The organism is Bacillus massilinigeriensis (assembly GCF_900111815.1).
In the GTDB taxonomy this organism is placed as follows: domain Bacteria; phylum Bacillota; class Bacilli; order Bacillales; family Cytobacillaceae; genus Mesobacillus_C; species Mesobacillus_C mediterraneensis.
In genome coordinates this window covers 971,146-986,617 of sequence record NZ_LT630004.1, presented here as the reverse complement: position 1 = coordinate 986,617, position 15,472 = coordinate 971,146, and the positions used below count along the sequence as shown (strand labels likewise).

Genomic DNA, 15,472 nt, shown 5'->3' with positions numbered 1-15,472 from the left:
ATCTATCTGTTTTTTCAATTGCTATCTTTAATTTCCACCGGTTGTTCCTTTTCTATGCAATGCTTCAGGTTAATAAAGTTCTTCCCTTTTGTTAAGAAATTTCGGATGTAAATCAACAAACAGATATCGTTCTTCCCCTATTGGAAAAGAGAACGTTCTTATCGTTTCTCCAGACTGGATATCATTATAGCGATCAGACAAAAATCCTTTCCTCTCACTGCGCATATTCGAAATATTCTCCAGAAAATATGGCCTCCAGCTCCAGTTTTTTCGCCTGTGCCCTTCTTCGAATTGCCATGATCCTTTTTTTGAAACAAGGTTCGGAATATCCTGGAATCCATCACTATCACATATATACATTCGAAAAGCTATCTCATCAAGCTCATTTCCAATCGCCATTAACAGTTCGTAATCATCCAGCTTCTTACGCAATTTCCCGTTTAGCTCCTGTAATCTTTGGTTCAATTCAGAACGAAGACTGAATAAGCGCTCGATTTTTTTCTGTTCCGTCAGTATGAATGCATGGCATTCTGTCCTTAGCTTTTCGTTTAATACTTCCTCTTTCACGAACGAAGGAGAGGGATTCATTAAATAAAATCCTTGGTAGTATCTTCCACCGTGTTTCCAGGCAAACTGAAGCTGAAATACAGTTTCAATACTTTCAAACAGTAAACTTGCACCTATCTTTCTTGCCAACAAAGAAAGGGAATGCAATATATCCTGATAGGATGGTCCGATTGCTGCACCCCTTAATGTGCCAAGATCTACCTTTAGGATATCTGGCTGCAAAAGATTAATCTGATCGAGCTTGCTGCTATCAGCTCCAAGCTTATCAATCGCAATTTTTATACCATATGTTCGATAATAATGGAGGATGTGTTCAATATTTGCTGTATCCGGCATGGACTTGCGCTCTGATATCTCAAGAACAAGCCGTGAAGGATCTAATCCTTTTTCTTTATGGGAAAGTATAAGGGTAAGCAGCTTCTCCTCCTTATCCTCTATAAGGAGTTCAGCGTCCCGATTGATGAATAGGAGTATATCCCCATCGAGTTCCAAAGCTTTCTCGAAAGCTTTTTCTAATATGAGTAAATCAGCTTCCAGGCGAAAATCTGCGGGAACCTGGTCATCGAGAAAAAATGGTCCCAAACTTAGCGATTCCCCATCGTGACGGAACCTTCCAAATATTTCATAACCGATTACACGGTGTTCATCCGCGCTGAAAATTGGTTGGAAGACAGGATAAACTTGATCAAGGGCTGCCATAACATCCAACGCATCTATCAATTGTACCGCCCCCTTTGTGTACCTTCTTTTTTATATACAAGAAAGAAGGAGTGAATTTATTTTACCATCTTTTTTCACACAAGGTTGCATTATTCCCATTAAAAGGCGCTATTGATTATCCGAGAGGGGTTAAAAATAAGAATAGGACTAAAAAGGAGGCAAATATGCGGATGTTGACAAACCTTTGGGTCATTTACTTGAGCATTACATACCGAATCAAACTGTTAACCTTATTGGAAGACATTTCAATGACGTGCTGAATCATCTTTCAAAAAGATTTCCCGCAGTTATGTCACTCTTTCTTTTGGAGCGCATAATGTAGTTTAGCGATTGCCCTTATAATTGTCCGCTTTTTTACGAATCCCCGTGCGGCAGCACTTGCATCATTCATTTCCGCAGTAACTGTTCCCTCATCTCTTGGTGTCGCAAAACCGTAAACCCGTATCTTAATGGTACCATTTTTTAAAGGAAACACTCCCATTTCCATCCTTTTTATTCCATACTTCATGATACCTATCTCCTTAATAGCCGATTCAGCCTCGCTGGCTTTCCCTTCCTATTCCCTCTTTTTCTCCATCGTAATCACAGAATATACTTAAGCAAATCTTCTCTTCTTATTTTCAAATGACTCTGCTAGTATGAAAACAAGTCAGAAAAAATGGTGGGTTGTTATATTGAAAACTAAAATCAATCGGAGAGTTTTCCTGAAGAAAATATCGTTCAAGTTTTCAGCTATTATAGCAACATGTATGGGGAGTTATGGATACTCAAGGTTCATTGAACCACGTTTTTTAGAAAAGAGTCACCATGAAGTATCTTTGGAAGGTTTGCCACAAGGATTCAACAGACTCAAAATTGCAGTCTTCAGTGATACTCACCTTGGTTTCCAATTTAACCTAAACCAGTTTGCTAAAATGGCAAGAGACCTTTCGGAAATGCACCCTGATATTATTGTATTTGCTGGTGATCTGGTTGATGACCTGCAAAGCTTTTCTAATATGGGCAGACTAGAAGAAATCCTTTCCGAATTAAAAGCACCATTTGGGAAATTTGCGGTATACGGTAACCATGACCACGGAGGGTATGGTTCATCTGTTTATAAACAAGCCCTTACTAAGGTGGGATTTACTCTGCTAAGAAATCAATCCGTCCCTGTCGACCTCTTGGACGGAAGCAGAATCTGGATTGCAGGGATTGACGAGCCAATGCTTGGCCGTCCCGATATAGGTGCTACCTTAAAGGACATTCCGAATCATTCGTTTGCCATTCTGTTGTCCCACGCTCCCGACCTAGCGGATGAGGCTGCAAAGAAGGGGATAAATCTGCAGATTAGCGGGCATAGCCATGGCGGTCAAATTCAATTGCCTTTTATCGGCCCCCTCATTACCCCACCTTATGCAAAAAAATACTATGAAGGTTTTTATTCCATTGGAAAGATGCATCTCTTCGTAAGTCGAGGGATTGGAACAACCAGGCTGCCTTTCCGTTTCCTGTCTCGGCCGGAAATTTCCTTGTTAACATTAAAAAGTTCAGGCAAGTAAAAAAAGTAAAGCGACTGAAAACAGCCTCTTTACTGATATGCTTCTAGTATTATCTTTTCAGCACTGCAAGCCGGCATTGGGCGTGCAAAAAAGTATCCCTGCGCTTTGTCACAATTCCCTTTTTTGAGGAATTCCGCTTGGCATTCTTCTTCTACACCTTCCGCTATCACTTCAAGACCCAAGCTCCTACCTAAATGGATAATAGATGAAATAATTGCAGCATCCTTATTACTGTTAGGCAAATCTTTGACAAAGGATTGATCAATTTTTAGAATGTCGATTGGGAACTGTTTCAGGTAGTTCAATGATGAATAGCCTGTCCCAAAATCATCTACAGAAATAATCAGTCCTAAATCCTTCATTTTTTTAAGGATAGGGATGGCTTCCTTTGTATCTTGCATGGCCCCTTCCGTAATTTCTATCTCTAGAAGATGGGGCGGAATATTAAAAGTGTTTAGAGATTTTTCAATTATATTCAACAAATCAAGCTGAAGAAATTGTTTTGGTGAAATATTCACTGCCACCCTGACTCCATTTTTACAAAGACCCCGCCATTCTTGAATTTGCTTGCATGCTTCCTGTATAACCCAATTTCCAATGGGTACAATGAGTCCAGTATCTTCTGCAACCGGGATGAATTCCCCAGGAGAGACTGATCCTAGTTCCGGATTATCCCAGCGAAGTAAAGCTTCCATGCTTTCCACTTCTTTTGTCCTTAGGTTCACCTGCGGCTGGTAATGTAATTTGAATTCTCCTCGTTCCGCAGCTTTCCTTAGCTGAGTTTCAAGAGCTATAACATTGGTATTGAACTTGTTCATATCCGGACAGTAAAACTGAAAGTGGGCCTTCCCTTTTTCTTTCACACGATATAATGCTTCATTGGCATTTTTAATCAATGTCTCAGCATTCTTCCCATCATAAGGATAGACGCTGATACCAATACTAGGAGAAAGGTAATATTCTTTTGAATCATGATAAAAGGAATCAGAAAACGCTGCAAGGATTTTTTGAGCAAATAATCCCGCATCATGCCTCGAGGAATTGTGAAGAAGGATAACAAATTCGTCCCCCCCCTGGCGGAATACTTCTGCTCCAGACGAATGTATACCCGATAGCCTCTCTGCTACCTGTTTCAAAATAACATCCCCTGCAAGATGGCCGATTGTATCGTTAAGCAGCTTGAACCTGTCAAGGTCCATCGAAAAAAGGGAAAACTCCTTTTCTTTCTTCCCTTTCAAGAGTACATCGAGCTTTTCCAGCAATGCTCTTCGATTCAATATCCCTGTCAATTGGTCGTGAAAAGCCATGTATTTGATAATTTCCGCTGTTTTCGCCTGTTCCGAAATATCTCGGATAATCACATACACCCCTTCAATTTGCGAATGGATGATGATGGGAACCGTTTTGATTTGCACAGAGATGAATTGTTTGTTTCTTTTTCTGAATCGGCAGTCAAACGACTCCATCGCCAAACCATAATGGGTTTGAAAGATCATGTTGCGAAAAGTTGGCAAGTCTTCCGGATGAAAGAGCACAGAAATATCCATTTGCTTTAATAATTCTTCATTATATCCAGTCATCCTTACAGCGGCAGGATTCACTTCCAATATATCCCCTGATAGATTAATAGACAATACGCCATCAAGGCTATGATCGACAATGGATCGATACTTTTGCTCACTCTCCATCAAGAGTCTTTTTTCTTTAAACGATTGTGTGACATCCCTTGTTACTCCAACAATATAAATAACTTTTCCAACTCCATCTTTTACAGGTGTCAAAATAGTCTCCCCAAACACCTTACAATTTGAGGATATTTCCACTTCGTCATGAAAACTTATAATCTTTCCGCTTTGGGCAGCTCGCCGGTAATAGCTCTGGAGAAGCTTCGCCTTCTCTTCCGGTAATACTTCTTCCAATGTCTTTCCGAGACATTGAGCGGTAACATCCGCATGAAGCAGGGCATTCTGGTTCGCAAATGCGTACCGGAACCTGTTTCCTTCCTCCACTTCCATAATAAAGACTAGATCTTTTACATGTTTAAATATTATATGAAAAATAATTTGTTCCATATTTCCGCCCTTTATAAGAATGTCATCTTCCTTTTTCACCATGCAAATTCATCCCCGCTCTATAAAAGATAACAATGGTAAATTAAATTCCGCACTATAATCATCGGTAATAAACGGGGTTTCGTTAACCCATTTAACGAAAATTCCATGACCAACTTCTTCAGTTCCATAAAGAATTTTGAAAACAACGCATATGCTAAGGAAGAACCACTTTTCGCAGTATTTTGAAGGGATGGGATAAATATGATTCATATAATAAAACGTGGGGAAACCCTTGCATCACTTTCGGCAGATTACCGAAGAAGCATGAATGAAATTGCGGCTGCAAATGTCGGGAAGGCCATCGTTCCAGGCCAAGCCATCATCATCCCCCGCCTTCCCGACCCCGCCTCCATTCCATATTCCATCGTTGTTTCCATCAGTAAGAAAAGATTGACATTATTACGAAAGGGAGAACAGATAAAAATATATCCTATCGCTACAGGAAAAATACTTTCCAGAACCCCTATTGGGCGCTTTGTAATCGTTAATCGTGAGCCGAATCCTGGCGGTCCTTTCGGTGCAATGTGGCTCTCTCTCTCCAAACAGGCATATGGGATACACGGAACGAACAAACCTTCTTCCATCGGCAAATCTGTTTCGAAAGGCTGCATCCGGATGTTTAACCATGATGTTCTCGACTTATCAAGGGTGGTTCCTAACGGTACTATCGTAAATATCCTCCCTTAATCCTTACTTGTTTACATTTACAGCAAAGCTTCTGTTTTTTTACAAATGGAAAAGGGGTATAATACCTTTATACATTACTTCAGATGAAATGAAAGGAGCCTGACCAGTGAATAGTGACAGGAACCGGCAAACACCCCTCCAGCATACGATTGAAAACCTCTCCCAGGCTATCTTCATTGTAAATAGGCATGCAAAAACTGCACCAAATCCGAAATTTTTATATTCTCTCAAACATGAAGCATTGCAAAAGCTCCTAAGAGAAGGAAAAGCTACCAAGATCGGGTTGCATTTTTCCCAAAACCCAAAGTACAGCCAACAGCAATCAGATGTTCTTGTAGTTTGCGGACGATATTCTTTCCATATTCCGTCTACAAAAAAGGATTTTGAGAATTTGCCTCATTTAGGAAAACTTGACGATGCAGTAAGAAATCCAAAAGCCACTATTTCTCTTTCACAAGCCAAAAAGCTATTGCTCTCCTATACGGGAAAGAAAGAGGAAAACCACCAAGGAATGCAGAAAAAAAACTATCAAAAACCAGTATTTAAGAAGCTTGGAGAAAGCTTTTTCTAAGCAAAAGAGGTTCGGAATACTTACATTCCGAACCTCGGTAACATTCATTTTTGTGAACTTACAAGTTAAGCAGAAGTTCATCAATCTTCTCAACAAGTTTTCCTATTTCAGGTTTACTAATCTGCGCTTGAGCCCCTACGATATTTCCTTTATGCATCAAATCTAAAGTAATTAGAGAAGAAAAAATCACAACAGGCAGAGATGACAGTTCAGCGTGTTCTTTGATTCTTTTCGTCAGGTGGTGGCCGTCCATCTGAGGCATCTCTAAATCTGTTATAAGAAGATCAGGGACTTTTTCTATATCATTACCAACACTCTCCAGATATTCGTATGCCTCCTGCCCATTTTCAAAGAATTCGAGATTGCTGTATCCGGCATGGTTCAAAGTTTCTCGCAGCAACGTCCTCAACATTGCGGAATCCTCCGCTATGACAATTCTTTTATCCGAGCGCTCCCTCTCTCCAAGCTTCTTCACACCATTTGCTTTCATGCCAGAATCCGGGTTGATATCATAAAGAATTTTTTCAAAATCAAGGAACAATACCATATGATCACCGAGTTGTATCACCCCGATAACTTGCGTTTCTAGTCCATTATATAAGTCTGAAGGTTTCTCAATGTCCTCCCAAGATATCCGATGAATTTGCGTTACTTGGTGTACATGAAAAACGGTTTTTTGCTGATTAAACTCTGCGACGATAAACTTGTCTTTCTCTGGGTCGGCAGATGCCGGAAATCCAAGCGCTTCTGCTACATTAATTACTGGCAGCACCTCGCCGCGAAGCTCAATAATCCCCTCGACAAACCGGTGGGTGTGAGGTAAAGCTATGACCTGGCAAGGGTTGATAATTTCCCTGACTTTCATCACATTGATAGCAAACCTGTTCTGTCCCACTCCGAACTCAACTATTTCCAATTCATTTGTCCCGCTTTCAAGGAGAATACCTTTCGAAGTTTCTATCATTTTTTCTGCGCCTCCCTTTTTCTGACTTAAACTATAGCATAAATATTTGGAAGAGGAATACTAATCGTAAAAAAAAGAAAATCCTAAACACTTGTCCAGGATTTTTTGTCACAAAAATATTATTTGCTTTTGATTACAACAGTACCAGCGATCATATCATGCAATGACTGTTTCTTCTCCGTAAAAGCAGCCATGAGATAGCCAATCATCATAAAGGAAGACAAGAACATTGCAAAGTACCTGCCAAGCCCTCTCCAGAAGGAAATTCTTTTCCCATTTATATCCGTTACCTTTAAACCCAAAAGCATTTTTCCAACCGTTCCTTGAATTTTAGATGAGTGCATTCCCGCATAATAGCCAACTGAAACAATAACAGCAATAACATAAAATAGTAATACACTAAGCAATATACTCATAACATACTGGATTACCATCTCTTCAGAAACAAACTCCTTATCCAAAATCGCTGGATCTCCTGCAACTACAAACAATAGAAAAAAACCGATAATGCTTAAAGGTATACCAAGAATAATCCCATCAATCAAATTAGCAGCAAATCTAATCCAAAATCCCCCATAATCTTTTTCCTCTTTCATTACAAAATTTTCATCAATCTTCATTTCCATTCCATCGCCCCCTATTATTTAACCGGAAATCTCCGACTATTATACCAAATTTTTGTCGACTACAGTACAATTGTTTTCAGTTATTTGCGGTGTTTTATTGCTTTCTCGTGGTAAAATGAGGTCATGATTTGCTGGAGGGATAGAAATGGAGCACTTAATCAACGAAAAAGTAAAAAAAATTGAAATCTCAGGTATCCGCAAGTTTTTTAATATGGTTTCCGGCATGACGGATATGATTTCCCTGACGATTGGACAGCCGGATTTTCCCACGCCTGAACATGTACGGAAAGCAGGCATCAAAGCGATTGAGGAAAACAGGACAACATATACCCATAATGCTGGATATCCTGAACTAAGGAAAGCTGCTGCTGACTTTTATAAAAAAATATACAATGTTTCATATTGTGCGGAAAACGAAACCATTATTACAACAGGCGCGAGTGAAGCGATTGACATTACTTTCCGGACTATCCTAGAGGAAGGTGCAGAAGTGATTCTTCCTGGACCCGTCTATCCAGGATACGAACCAATCATCACAATGTGCGGAGCTGTTCCAGTGCATGCGGACATTCGAGCTAATCACTTCCGAATGACTGCAAGCGTGATAGAAAGATACCTTACACCTAAAACACGCTGCATCGTCTTGCCTTACCCCTCAAATCCGACAGGCGTGAGTCTCGATGAAAATGAGCTGCAACAGATTGCCAATCTTGTCAAAGGAAAAGATATAATTATTCTTGCGGATGAAATATACAGCGAGCTTTCCTACGAGACTACGCATGTATCCATCGCTTCCTTTTTGAAGGAACATACGATTGTCATCAACGGCCTGTCCAAATCTCACTCCATGACAGGTTGGAGGATTGGCATGCTGTTTGCTCCTGAAGAAATAAGCAAGCACCTTTTGAAAGTCCACCAATACAACGTCACCTGCGCCTCTTCTATCTCCCAGGCTGCTGCTATCGAGGCGTTGACTGTCGGCATAGATGACGCTGAATCTATGCGTGTGGAATATGCAGCAAGAAGGGATTATGTACACAGCAGGTTGGAAGCAATGGGACTGAAAGCAGTGAAACCAGACGGAGCCTTCTACTTTTTTATCAAAATCCCTTTTGAAGGGATAAGCTCTTTTGATTTTGCACTTACCCTTGTAAAAAAGGCAAAGTTAGCAGTAGTTCCAGGCAGTGCGTTCTCAAGCTTTGGCGAAGGCTACTTCCGACTAAGCTTCGCATATGGGATGGAGACGCTAAGAGAAGGACTAGACCGGCTGGAAGCATTCTTAAAAAAAGCTAACAATTAGAGTAAGCTTTCATTAGGAAAAAACAAAGGGTATCCAGACAGTTTCTCGCTGTTCTGGATACCCTTTATCATTCTGTTTTACTGCTGTTTCCAATACTTATAGATTGCCTGTGTGCCGCTGTTCTCTTCGCCTTCAGCCTCGAGCTCTCCATAAATACTTCTTGCTAGTGCAAGCCCTGGAGCTTTCATTTCCATTTTCTCGGCTTCCTCAAGTGCAATATTCATGTCTTTAATGAAATGCTTAATATAAAATCCCGGTTCAAAATTTCCCTCAAGCATCCTTGGTGCTAGATTGGAAAGGGACCAGCTTCCTGCTGCGCCGGTTGAAATTGACGATAGTACCTTTTCAGTGCTTAGTCCAGCTCTTTTTGCATACACCATCGCTTCTGCAACCCCCATCATCGTAGATGCAATGACGATTTGATTGACCATTTTCGTATGCTGGCCGGCTCCTGGCTCTCCTTGGTAAACCACATTATTTCCTAGTAAACGGAGCAGAGGCTCCATTTCCGCAAAGTCGCTCTCTTCTCCCCCAACCATAATGCTAAGCTTTGCTTCCCTAGCTCCAATATCTCCCCCTGAAACTGGGGCATCGAGGGTCTTTATCCCTTTCTTCATGGCTTCAACATGGATTTTTTTCGCAAGGGTCGGCGTTGATGTTGTCATATCAACGAACAAGGCACCGCTTTGTCCATTGGCAATCAACCCGTCCTCTCCAAAATAAATTGCTTCAACATCCTGCGGATATCCAACAATCGTAAAAATGACATTCGCTTTTTTCGCAAGTTCCCCTGGCGTCTCTGCCCAAACTGCTCCAGATGTTAGAAGGTCGGCTGCCTTTTCCTTTGTTCGGGTATGTACAATAACTGCATGCCCCGCCTCCATTAAATGACGCGCCATACTTCTTCCCATTACTCCCGTTCCGATGAAGCCAATTATCAAATTTCCATTGCCCATCATTACCCCTGCTTTCGATGTGACTTTAACATAATTATATCGTATATCAACGGGACAGTAATAAGCATTTTTCCTATCACAAAGTCTTGTGGACAAAAAGGCCGGCTGTTCTTTTGAACAGCCGGCAAAGTCTGGGGAAAATGAGAATGATTCGCTACTTTCAGTATTACCAAAGCGCTTACTTTTATATACCCCATATTAATATTTTAAAACCAATTAAATATTACAGTTATGTTACAGTCGTAAACATTTGTTTATTGCTTCCACAACTTCCTCCGTTGTTCCCATTGCCACAACTTCCTCGGCAAGTTTTTCCATATCTGATTTACTAAGGGTACGAATTAGCGAACGTGCTTTTAGAATGGAAGAAGCACTCATGGAGAACTCATCAAGACCTAAGCCAAGAAGCACAGGGATTGCTGTTTCATCCCCTGCCATTTCTCCGCACATTCCCGCCCATTTCCCTTCTTTATGAGCAGCATCAATGACCATTTTCACAAGCCGTAAAATCGATGGATTATAAGGCTGGTACAGATAGCTAACTTGCTGGTTCATCCTGTCAGCCGCCATCGTATACTGAATGAGATCGTTGGTACCAATACTAAAAAAGTCGACTTCTTTCGCAAACTGGTCAGCAATTATTGCAGTAGATGGGATTTCAACCATGATGCCGAGTTCTATCGCTTCATTCACCATAATTCCTTTAGAGATGAGCTTACCTTTTTCCTCAAGGAGGATTGCTTTTGCTTCACGGAATTCTGCTAAAGTTGCAATCATCGGAAACATGATTTTCAAATTACCATGAACGCTCGCACGAAGAAGTGCTCGGAGTTGGGTTCGGAAAATATCCTGTTCTTCCAGGCACAGCCGAATCGCACGGAAACCAAGGAATGGGTTCATTTCTTTCGGAAGATTTAAATAGGGAAGTTCTTTGTCACCGCCAATGTCTAGCGTTCGAACAACAACAGGCTTCCCTTTCATTCCTTCCAAGACTGCCTTATAAGATTCAAATTGCTCTTCTTCAGTCGGAAGCTGGTCTCTGTCCATGTAAAGAAACTCGGTCCGATAGAGTCCTACACCTTCCCCACCGTTGTCAAGAACACCTTTAAGATCTTTCGGCGTTCCGATATTGGCGGCAAGTTCCACATGGATTCCATCTTTCGTGACCGTTGGCTCATTTACAAGTTTTGCCCATTCAGCCTTTTGTTTTTCATAGTCCTCTGCAACTGCTCTGTATGATTGAAGCATTTCAGGAGTAGGATTAATATGCACCTCACCTTTCAGCCCATCTACTACGACGAGATCTCCATTATGGATTTCCTCCGTAGCATTCTTCGTTCCAACAACCGCTGGAATTTCCATAGAACGAGCCATGATGGCTGAGTGGGAAGTACGACCACCGACGTTAGTTGTAAAGCCCTTCACAAAGTTACGGTCTAGCTGGGCCGTGTCAGATGGCGTCAAGTCATCTGCAACGATGATAACCTCTTCCGCTACCATTCCTGGGTTAGGGATATTTGCACCAAGGAGATGCGCAAGCACCCTTTTTGTCACATCCCTAATATCTGCAGCACGTTCTTTCATGTATTCATTATCCATTGATTTAAACATGGAAATGAACATGTCGGCTGTTTCTTTCAAAGCAAACTCAGCGTTAACGCTCTCTGCTTTAATTTTTTCTTCAATTGGATTTACAAGTTCCGGATCATTTAACACGAGAAGATGGGCTTCAAAAATAGCTGCTTTATCTTCCCCTAGTTCTTCCCTTGCTTTATCACGGATGGCTTCAAGTTCTGACTGTGCAATTTGTAGTGAAGCGTGAAGGCGAGCAATTTCCTGTTCAAAAGAATCAATAGTAAGCTTCTCGAAGGAAAGATCAGGTTCGACCAGCCTGTATGCCTTGGCAATTGCTACTCCGCTGGAAGCTGCGATACCTTTTAGAAAACTCATTATTCTGCAAGCCCTTCCCTTTTTAGAGTATCTTGGATTGTTTGCATTGCATCTGCTTCATCGCTACCTTCAGCAGAAATCGTGATTTCCGCACCTTGACCAATGCCAAGGGACATAACACCCATAATTGATTTCAGGTTCACTTTCTTTTCCTTATATTGAAGTTGAATTTCAGAATTAAATTTGCTCGCAGCTTGAACAAGCAAAGTCGCGGGACGGGCATGGATTCCTGTTTCTGCAGTTACCGTGAATTTTTTTTCAGCCATTGTAAATCAGACTCCTTTAAATTTAGTATGTTTGTCCTAGTATGATGCCGTTTAAACAATTGACTCAGGAGAATAATGTTATTTTACCCAGGAAAATTCCTGCAAACACAAAATTTTTCTGGCAATCTTTGCAGCTTAGGTCATCTGACGACTAGCATCATCATCAAAAGAATAACATTATGTGATGGAGGAAACAATTAAAAAAAGCTCTTTTTCCTACGATTCTGCAGGGGATTCGCCATTAAAGCGTTTTCATTTTCCAAATGGACCCATCAGCTTCTTTCTACCTCGTTATAACGATATAATACATCTCCGCCCCTCTGGGCAATTCCGGAAAAATGCTTGAAGTCCTCTCTTCCCACCAAAACTTCTCTGAAAGGAAGAAATTCATCCTTTGAAACATAATATTCTTGAAACTCTCCTGTTTTCAGACTATCGAGAATGGCGTTAATTTCATTGCGATCCATTCCATTACCTCCATAAAAAGTTCTATTCTTTCTCATTGTAAGGAGTCTCGTCCTGCAATGCCAGTGAAACCGCTTTTACCCCTAAACTTTATACAAAGTCAAAGAAAATTTAAATTAATTCCTTTTCTTTTCGAAAACTTTCACTTACCTATTGAATATTGAAGAATTTTCCGTTATTTTATTTATAATTTCTGTAATGGAAATCTATTAAAAATAGGAAGAGGCAGATAAAACAATTTTCCTATTCTTTTAAAATTGACCATGGTTTGAAGCAGTTCCAATCTGAAGGACGGGAGAGAGAACCTGTGAAAAAAGCACAAGTGGGAAATGTTATTGAATTTAAAGAAGGCCTCCGAGGTATTGTGGAGAAAGTGAATGAAAACTCAGTTATTGTGGATTTAACCTATATGGACAATTACAGAGAACTCGAGCTTGAACAAAGAACTGTAATTAATCATAAGAACTACCGGGTCATCAAAGAAACTGCATTCAACTGACTTACGAATAATCAGTTTATTTAATAACAAGGACATTCCCTATGTTCACATTTTCGCCAATACGGGCTGGTGTTATTACAGGGAAAATGAGGAATCGCTTCCTATCTTGCCTGTTAATCTGGTACAATAATTGGTGTTTGTGAAAGGGGTTAGAGCAATGGGAAATTTGGTGACCGATCGCCGTTTTTATCTCGGCTTTTTGATCGCGCATCTTCTATTATTTTTTACTTTTGAAGATAAAACTGTTTTCTGGTATATATTTACAGCAACTATGCTGGTTTTGATAAGCTATTCGATTATCCATGAATCCATGGAAGATAACCTGCCGACATTCTCCTATTTTGCTATTGGCATTCTATCTGGAATAGCCCTTTACTTTCTTTTTTGGGCCGGAAACTTCTTAATTGATATAACCGGCCTGCCATTGGATCGACAAATCTCCAGACTTTATCGCTGGTTTAAACCTGAAACAGTCTGGCATTTAATCGTGCTCATTCTTATTATTGCACCAGGTGAAGAAATTTTTTGGCGCGGTTTCATACAGAAAAGATTAATGAATACAGCCTCCCTAAGAGCCAGCATTGTTATTTCGGCACTTATGTATGCTTCGGCTCACTTATACTCAGGGCAGGTTGCGCTTATACTTGCAGCTTTTATCGGAGGACTGGCTTGGGGGGCTTTGTATGCTTGGAAAAGAAGCATTCCACTCGTAGTCGTGTCTCACATTATCTTTGATATTTTTTTATTTAGTTTTTTTCCTTTGCGTTAAAAAAGCGAGGCAGCTATTTTTTGCTGCTTCGCTTTTTCGTGTTTTCTACCTTTTCGGCACTGGCTTCATCAAGAGACACACGACGAAGATAATGCTAATATAACCAAATATCGGATAAAGATAAGAGAGAAGGAGTCCATAGTCAAACATGCTGATAATATAAGTGGCTACAAAAATCCCCCCTACTGTCAATAGCCGTGGTACTTTCATGTACCCTTGCATCTGCCTGTCCAAGCCAAACATATTTCCAATGATAGAAGTGAAAATTTCTCCATATATGATTAGAAGGAAAAGCCAATACAATCCTGGGGCAAGGTTTTTCATGATGACAGCCATTGGAATCTCATAATCTTCGAGATTCGGCAGCATTACCATCGTTAAGTGACTGAAGATTAGGATTACAGTTAAACCCAATCCTCCAAGAATGCCGCCCCATTTCAACGTCTTGTCGTTGCGAATTTCCGAAGCAACCGGAACTAAAACAGCTTGGGCGAGAGACAGGTTGAAAGCAGTATAAGAAACTGGAGAAAAAAGTACCTTCCACCATTCCGCATTTCTATCTCTTACAAGAACTGCTTCTGATATTCCCGGCAGCTTCATTGACAAATACAGCAGGATAAAATTGAAAAGAATCATAGCCGGTACCACAAAGACATTTACCGCAAAGATTCCCTTCATTCCAACAGCCATGACTAGTGCAGTCAATGCAAGCGTAAAAACCACGCCTATTGTCTTTGACAAACCAAGCTGTTCATCAAAAACAGCACCTGCCCCTGAAAGCATAACAGCGCCTACTCCGACAAGCATAAAGAACATAATGATATTCACTAGTTTTCCGAAAAATCTTCCGAATAGATATTCATTAAACTCCTCATACGATTTCGCACCTATGATAGCTGCGGTTCTAAGCAGCTGGGATCCCAATAAAATCAACAGATATCCGGCTACAAAAATTCCAAAAAGCCCATATAGTCCAAACCGCGAGAAAAATTCAACTATTTCCCTACCTGTGGCAAAACCAGCGCCAACCACTGTACCAATATAAACAGCGGCAACCTGGAAAGCTGCCCTCCATTCAACTTTCACAAACACTCCCTCCCCCTATCAATATATGAATCGTTGGACAAACCATGCCTTCTTTCTTGAAAGGGTGGGTAAATATAGCATAAACAAAAAACCAGTGGTAACAGTAGAATTGGTGAAAGAAATCATCGAGAGCAAAACCGGCATCCCTGTCAGCAAGCTTTACGGTGATGAACACACCCGTATGAAGCATCTTGCTCAAAACATTAGTATGAAAGTGATTGGACAAGAAGAAGCTGTCGATAAGGCAGCCAAAGCAATCAGGAGAAGCCGGGTCTATTTGAGGACTCGGCTTTTTATTTTTTCCGTCGAAACACTTGTAAAAGAAGGCTTACTTGGGGCTTTGTTTGCTTCATTAATAATGAAAGGCCCGGCAAAATGCCGGGCCTTCGTG

16 protein-coding genes are annotated in these 15,472 nt (G+C 40.8%); 6 read left to right on the top strand and 10 right to left on the bottom strand.

Annotated features, from left to right (window positions below):
• Nucleotides 1-69: 69 nt before the first annotated feature.
• Both BQ5796_RS05280 and BQ5796_RS05275 read right to left on the bottom strand, forming a co-directional pair.
• Nucleotides 70-1,284, bottom strand: coding sequence for an EAL domain-containing protein (locus BQ5796_RS05280; RefSeq protein ID WP_071461161.1), 1,215 nt, complete (start codon nt 1,282-1,284; stop codon nt 70-72).
• A 295-nt stretch (nt 1,285-1,579) separates the two neighbouring features.
• Nucleotides 1,580-1,795 carry a hypothetical protein gene (locus BQ5796_RS05275; protein ID WP_071459272.1) on the bottom strand — a complete coding sequence of 72 codons (216 nt, stop codon included), beginning with the start codon at nt 1,793-1,795 and terminating at the stop codon, nt 1,580-1,582.
• Between the two features lie 166 nt (nt 1,796-1,961).
• On the opposite strand from BQ5796_RS05275, the gene BQ5796_RS05270 reads away from it, so the two are divergent.
• Nucleotides 1,962-2,828, top strand: a complete 867-nt coding sequence (locus BQ5796_RS05270) for a metallophosphoesterase (protein ID WP_097677979.1) — start codon at nt 1,962-1,964, stop codon at nt 2,826-2,828.
• Between the two features lie 29 nt (nt 2,829-2,857).
• Here BQ5796_RS05270 and BQ5796_RS05265 read toward each other — a convergent pair whose 3' ends face one another.
• Nucleotides 2,858-4,942, bottom strand: a complete 2,085-nt coding sequence (locus tag BQ5796_RS05265; RefSeq protein ID WP_071459270.1) for a sensor domain-containing protein — start codon at nt 4,940-4,942, stop codon at nt 2,858-2,860.
• A gap of 201 nt (nt 4,943-5,143) precedes the next feature.
• Here BQ5796_RS05265 and BQ5796_RS05260 point away from each other — a divergent pair, with 201 nt between their 5' ends.
• A complete protein-coding gene (locus BQ5796_RS05260) occupies nt 5,144-5,629 on the top strand; it encodes a L,D-transpeptidase family protein (protein ID WP_071459269.1) in 486 nt (161 codons plus the stop codon).
• 106 nt (nt 5,630-5,735) lie between these two features.
• Nucleotides 5,736-6,200 carry a YkyB family protein gene (locus BQ5796_RS05255; protein ID WP_071459268.1) on the top strand — a complete coding sequence of 155 codons (465 nt, stop codon included), beginning with the start codon at nt 5,736-5,738 and terminating at the stop codon, nt 6,198-6,200.
• Nucleotides 6,201-6,258: 58 nt separating this feature from the next.
• Here BQ5796_RS05255 and BQ5796_RS05250 read toward each other — a convergent pair whose 3' ends face one another.
• Nucleotides 6,259-7,161: a chemotaxis protein gene (locus BQ5796_RS05250; RefSeq protein ID WP_071461160.1), complete on the bottom strand. Its 903-nt coding sequence runs from the start codon at nt 7,159-7,161 to the stop codon at nt 6,259-6,261.
• Between the two features lie 122 nt (nt 7,162-7,283).
• Entirely contained in the window at nt 7,284-7,790 is a 507-nt protein-coding gene (locus tag BQ5796_RS05245; RefSeq protein WP_071459267.1) for an RDD family protein, read from the bottom strand.
• Between the two features lie 145 nt (nt 7,791-7,935).
• On the opposite strand from BQ5796_RS05245, the gene BQ5796_RS05240 reads away from it, so the two are divergent.
• Entirely contained in the window at nt 7,936-9,090 is a 1,155-nt protein-coding gene (locus BQ5796_RS05240) for an aminotransferase A (protein ID WP_071459266.1), read from the top strand.
• 77 nt (nt 9,091-9,167) lie between these two features.
• On the opposite strand, the gene BQ5796_RS05235 is transcribed toward BQ5796_RS05240, so the two are convergent.
• From BQ5796_RS05235 to BQ5796_RS05220, 4 genes are all read right to left on the bottom strand, one after another.
• Nucleotides 9,168-10,049, bottom strand: a complete 882-nt coding sequence (locus tag BQ5796_RS05235) for an NAD(P)-dependent oxidoreductase (protein ID WP_071459265.1) — start codon at nt 10,047-10,049, stop codon at nt 9,168-9,170.
• 231 nt (nt 10,050-10,280) lie between these two features.
• Nucleotides 10,281-11,996 (bottom strand): phosphoenolpyruvate--protein phosphotransferase, encoded by a 1,716-nt coding sequence (gene ptsP, locus BQ5796_RS05230; RefSeq protein ID WP_071459264.1) that lies wholly within the window; start codon nt 11,994-11,996, stop codon nt 10,281-10,283.
• Nucleotides 11,996-12,262 (bottom strand): phosphocarrier protein HPr, encoded by a 267-nt coding sequence (locus tag BQ5796_RS05225; RefSeq protein ID WP_071459263.1) that lies wholly within the window; start codon nt 12,260-12,262, stop codon nt 11,996-11,998. Before BQ5796_RS05225 ends, ptsP begins: the two co-directional genes overlap by 1 nt.
• Before the next feature lie 272 nt (nt 12,263-12,534).
• Nucleotides 12,535-12,729, bottom strand: a complete 195-nt coding sequence (locus BQ5796_RS05220; protein WP_071459262.1) for a hypothetical protein — start codon at nt 12,727-12,729, stop codon at nt 12,535-12,537.
• Nucleotides 12,730-13,034: 305 nt separating this feature from the next.
• Between BQ5796_RS05220 and BQ5796_RS05215 the strand changes: the two genes are divergently transcribed.
• Nucleotides 13,035-13,226 (top strand): YkvS family protein, encoded by a 192-nt coding sequence (locus BQ5796_RS05215; protein ID WP_071459261.1) that lies wholly within the window; start codon nt 13,035-13,037, stop codon nt 13,224-13,226.
• A gap of 157 nt (nt 13,227-13,383) precedes the next feature.
• On the top strand, nt 13,384-13,995 hold the full coding sequence (locus BQ5796_RS05210) for a CPBP family intramembrane glutamic endopeptidase (protein ID WP_071459260.1): 612 nt from the start codon (nt 13,384-13,386) through the stop codon (nt 13,993-13,995).
• Nucleotides 13,996-14,040: 45 nt separating this feature from the next.
• Here BQ5796_RS05210 and BQ5796_RS05205 read toward each other — a convergent pair whose 3' ends face one another.
• Nucleotides 14,041-15,081: a YkvI family membrane protein gene (locus BQ5796_RS05205; RefSeq protein ID WP_071459259.1), complete on the bottom strand. Its 1,041-nt coding sequence runs from the start codon at nt 15,079-15,081 to the stop codon at nt 14,041-14,043.
• Nucleotides 15,082-15,472: the final 391 nt, after the last annotated feature.

Excerpts from the sequence above, each read along its gene's own strand:
- BQ5796_RS05235 (WP_071459265.1), bottom strand. The coding sequence starts at position 10,049 with ATGATGGGCAATGGAAATTTGATAATTGGCTTCATCGGAACGGGAGTA.
- BQ5796_RS05275 (WP_071459272.1), bottom strand. The coding sequence starts at position 1,795 with ATGAAGTATGGAATAAAAAGGATGGAAATGGGAGTGTTTCCTTTAAAA.
- BQ5796_RS05265 (WP_071459270.1), bottom strand. The coding sequence starts at position 4,942 with ATGGTGAAAAAGGAAGATGACATTCTTATAAAGGGCGGAAATATGGAA.
- BQ5796_RS05245 (WP_071459267.1), bottom strand. The coding sequence starts at position 7,790 with ATGGAAATGAAGATTGATGAAAATTTTGTAATGAAAGAGGAAAAAGAT.
- BQ5796_RS05240 (WP_071459266.1), top strand. The coding sequence starts at position 7,936 with ATGGAGCACTTAATCAACGAAAAAGTAAAAAAAATTGAAATCTCAGGT.
- BQ5796_RS05225 (WP_071459263.1), bottom strand. The coding sequence starts at position 12,262 with ATGGCTGAAAAAAAATTCACGGTAACTGCAGAAACAGGAATCCATGCC.
- ptsP (WP_071459264.1), bottom strand. The coding sequence starts at position 11,996 with ATGAGTTTTCTAAAAGGTATCGCAGCTTCCAGCGGAGTAGCAATTGCC.
- BQ5796_RS05210 (WP_071459260.1), top strand. The coding sequence starts at position 13,384 with ATGGGAAATTTGGTGACCGATCGCCGTTTTTATCTCGGCTTTTTGATC.
- BQ5796_RS05220 (WP_071459262.1), bottom strand. The coding sequence starts at position 12,729 with ATGGATCGCAATGAAATTAACGCCATTCTCGATAGTCTGAAAACAGGA.
- BQ5796_RS05260 (WP_071459269.1), top strand. The coding sequence starts at position 5,144 with ATGATTCATATAATAAAACGTGGGGAAACCCTTGCATCACTTTCGGCA.